The sequence below is a fragment of the Flavobacterium sp. FPG59 genome (assembly GCF_002150205.1).
Lineage (GTDB): Bacteria > Bacteroidota > Bacteroidia > Flavobacteriales > Flavobacteriaceae > Flavobacterium.
The window spans coordinates 1-4,133 of record NZ_MTCA01000253.1 but is presented as its reverse complement, the minus strand read 5'-3'; the positions used below and the strand labels follow the sequence as shown (position 1 = coordinate 4,133).

Sequence of the window (4,133 nt, the reverse complement as noted above, 5' to 3'; positions counted from 1 at the left end):
AAATAAACTAAACATATTAATAATTGAACAAAAAAATTATTCTACCAAGTTCTTTAAACCTGTAAATACAGCAAGTTCTACATCTGCATGGGCCTTAGAGTTGCATTTTTCTAGTAACTCTTTTGCTAGAGACGTATTATAATTGGGTTTCTTTTGTAACTTAAAAAGTAACTGTTCAGACAAATCATGTAATGCTTTAGATAAAGGCAAAAGAGGTTGCACCAATGGAGCATTTTGACTTAAACCTTCTAATTCTTTATGATTTTGTATCCATTTATTCAAAAAAAAGTCAATTTCTTTTTCTAATAACACCTCTTTACTTTTAATATAATCTGCTACTAATTCATTAAAAACTAAAGCATCTTCAGCATCTGGTGTGCATGCATCAGCAAACAAAGTAAAGGGAGAATACATTTGATATTCAGTACCACCCGCATTACGGGAATAAATTTTCAGAGGCTCGCAAACTGCTGAAAATGTTTGTAAAGCAGCAGTATTTTGATTGTTACTGATATTTCTCAACAACACATCTTTATTTCTAATATGCGTAATTCCTAATTCTTCCAATCGAAAAGAAATGTTTTTCAATCTTTTTCGCATACTGGCCAAATCCGTTACATTGGCGTCAGACCAAAGTCTTTCGGCAATAGCTGCGGTTCTAGGCCAAATTCTTGAATCGATGGTTTCAGGTGTAGCCAATTCACTCCACATTGTAGCTTCACCACCTAGAATTCTAGCTTTTTCTTCTGACGATAGTGTATTGTTTTTAGGCATTGGATCATTCAAATAATGACTTTCAACGCCTTGAACTAAATCTACATAAAAACCATTAGACAATACTGTTTTATAACCATTAGAAGCAGCAGCAATAAGAGAACTACCAGCAGCTACTCCTTCATTAGGCCCTTTCCAGGAATGAATTATGGCTTCTTTTGACATGTTTTTGGTCATAATTTCTTCCCATCCCATCAATTCTTTTTGATGCTTTTTTAACATCGGAATTAACTTCATCGTAAAATAAGTTTGTAACTCATGATTGTTGGTTAGCTTATTTTTCTTCATGAATTCCTGAATTTTAGGATTCGAATCCCAATCTTTACCTTCGTTTTCATCGCCTCCAATGTGGAAATATTTCCCTGGAAATAACGGACAAACTTCATCAAAAATTTCACTTAACAATTGATACGTTCTTGGATTAGAGGGATCTAATGTAGGTGTAAAAATTCCTGCATTTCTTTCTAACGAATAGGTTGCTAATCCTGATGCTTTCTGGGTTGTTTCAGCAGACCCTTTATTTACAGTTATTACTTTACTTCCAATTTCTGGAAAGGCAGTCAAAATAGCGGAGGCATGTCCAGGCACATCAATTTCAGGTACAACTAAAATTCCTCTATCAGCAGCATATTTTACGATACCTTTAATTTCTTCCTGAGTATAAAAAAGACCATCAGATGCTTTATCGGTTAAGACTTTATGTTTCTTCATTTCAATCCTCCAACCTTGATCGTCAACCAAATGCCAATGAAAAACATTCATTTTCATAGCAGCCATTGCGTCTAAATTTCTTTTAATCACATCAACTGGTTGAAAATGTCTAGCAACATCAATCATTAAACCACGCCATGTAAAACGAGGCATGTCTGTAACAGTTATATTAGGAAAATAATAGGAAGTAGCATTGTTTTGAAGCAATTGCAAAAGAGTCTCTAATGCGTGCATCGCACCTAAATCTGAGGAAGCATTGATCACAATAGCATTTGACTGTACAGTCAATTGATAACTTTCATCTTCATACAAACCAATTTTCCCTGGCTTTGTGCAATTAATTTGCAATTGTGCATCTGGAAATTCATTGGTTGAAGTCACAAAACCTTGCTTAAAAAACAATCCAGTTCTACCATCTAATCGTCTTAAAAACTTAGAAACCGCTCCAAAGATTCTTGTATTGGGTTGCCCTGTAACATTTACTTTAAAAGTAGATTTTAAATCAAAATTTCCTGACTTAAGTTCTACTTTTTGAGGCCAAGGCATTAAATTCAAGGACTCTTTGGTAACTTGCGCAGTTGTAGATAATGTTATAAAAAACAGTATAAAAAGGTATTTCATGAGAGGTTTTGGTATATAAATATCTTCCGTCAGGTTTATAATCCTGATTTTTGAGAAGAACCATTCGGGTTAACAATCAACCGAATGGATTTTAATTCTTAATAATCAAATCTTTTAAAAGCTTCAATAGCTTCATATTCTGCCAATCCTAATTCATCGTATAATTTAGCAGTATTTTTATTTCGATCTTCGGCACGTACCCAAAATTCTCTTGAGTCATTCCCTTGAAACATCACACGATCCTTTTGAGATTGGTGGAATAAAATGGCTTGTCGTTTCAATAATACTTCATCTGGACTCAACGGTACAGCCATATCAATTTCATGTAAATCCCATTCATGCCAAGCGCCTCTATATAACCACAACCAACAATCTTTCATGTACGGTTTAGCTTTTAATTGTTTTAAAGCGGCAAAAATGGCATTCAAACATACTTCGTGAGTTCCGTGTGGATCAGCTAAATCTCCAGCTGCAAAAACTTGATGCGGTTTAATTTTAGCGATGATATCAGCCACAATTTCAACATCTTCTGATCCAAGCGGATTTTTCTTTATCTGACCTGTTTCGTAAAAAGGTAAATCTAAAAAGTGAACATTTTCATCTTTTAACCCAATGTAACGCACTGCTGCATAAGATTCTCTTCTTCTAATTAACCCTTTTAATTTTCTAACTTCTAGAGAATCAACTTGATTGTCGTTCTTATTTTTCAAGAAATCAATTACGGCTTGAAAATTAATTTTACTGCTATCTTCTCCTACAAAATCATTACATACTTCAGCAAATTTTAAAGCTTCATCATCTGTTACAGCAATGTTTCCAGAAGTTTGATACACTACATGAACCTCATGTCCTTGCTTGATTAATTTTGCAAAAGTTCCTCCCATTGAAATCACATCATCATCTGGATGAGGACTAAAAAGGATAACTCTCTTTTTAGCTGGATTAGCTCTTTCTGGTCGGTGTGCATCATCGGCATTAGGTTTTCCTCCAGGCCAACCCGTAATGGTATGTTGTAACACATTGAACATATTAATATTCAAATCATAAGCAGAACCTTCTTGAGCTAACAAGTCAGACATACCGTTGTTATTGTAATCTCTATCGGTAAGTTTTAATATAGACTGATTTGTTTTTTGACACAACCAAACTATTGCTTTGCTTTTTAATTCTTGGTTCCAAATGCACTCACCCACCAACCATGGTGTTTCAAAACGAGTTAGAGACGAAGCCGCTGATTGATCCAAAACAAATGTAGCGTTTGGATGATTTTGCAAAAAAGTAGCGGGTACTTCAGAGCTAATTTCACCTTGAATCGTTCTTTTGATGATATCGGCTTTATTTTGTCCCCAAGCCATCAAAACAATTCGTTTAGAACGCATAATCGTAGAAACTCCCATTGTAATGGCACGTTTGGGTACATTATTAATTCCATTAAAATCAGAAGAAGCATCTACTCTAGTAATATGATCCAAAGTTATGATTCTAGTACCTGAATTGATGTGTGAACCTGGCTCATTAAAACCTACGTGTCCCGTACGACCTATTCCTAATAATTGAAAATCAAGGCCTCCTGCATTTTTAATGTTCATTTCATAATCAATACAATATTGATTCAATTCTTCAATAGCCACTGTTCCGTCAGGAATATGAACATTATCAGGATGAATGTCTATATGATTAAATAAATGCTGATGCATAAAATAATGATAACTCTGCTTGCTTTCTTTATTCATTGGATAATATTCATCCAAATTGAATGTAATTACATTTTTAAAGCTTAATCCTTCCTCTTTGTGCATACGAACCAATTCTTCATATACTTTTATTGGAGAAGAACCAGTAGCCAAACCTAAAACACAATTTCTATTTTCTTCTTGTTTGGATCGAATTAAAGTAGCAATCTCTTCAGCAACAATTTTTGAAGCCTCTACAGAGTTTTTAAAAATTTCGTTGTGAATTTTTTCAAATCGAGTTTCTTCAAATTTACCAGCACTTTTGTAACTAATATCCGGTTTTATGTCTAAAGT

The 4,133-nt window shown here is 34.1% G+C and carries 2 protein-coding genes; both read right to left on the bottom strand.

All coding sequences use genetic code 11. The features are described 5' to 3' along the window. Positions 1 to 36: 36 nt before the first annotated feature. Positions 37 to 2,106, bottom strand: a complete 2,070-nt coding sequence (locus tag FPG59_RS14470) for a beta-N-acetylhexosaminidase (RefSeq protein ID WP_086455279.1) — start codon at positions 2,104 to 2,106, stop codon at positions 37 to 39. 98 nt (positions 2,107 to 2,204) lie between these two features. Then, the coding region (nagB, locus tag FPG59_RS14465) for a glucosamine-6-phosphate deaminase (RefSeq protein WP_254906716.1) at positions 2,205 to 4,133 on the bottom strand (1,929 nt) is incomplete at its 5' end.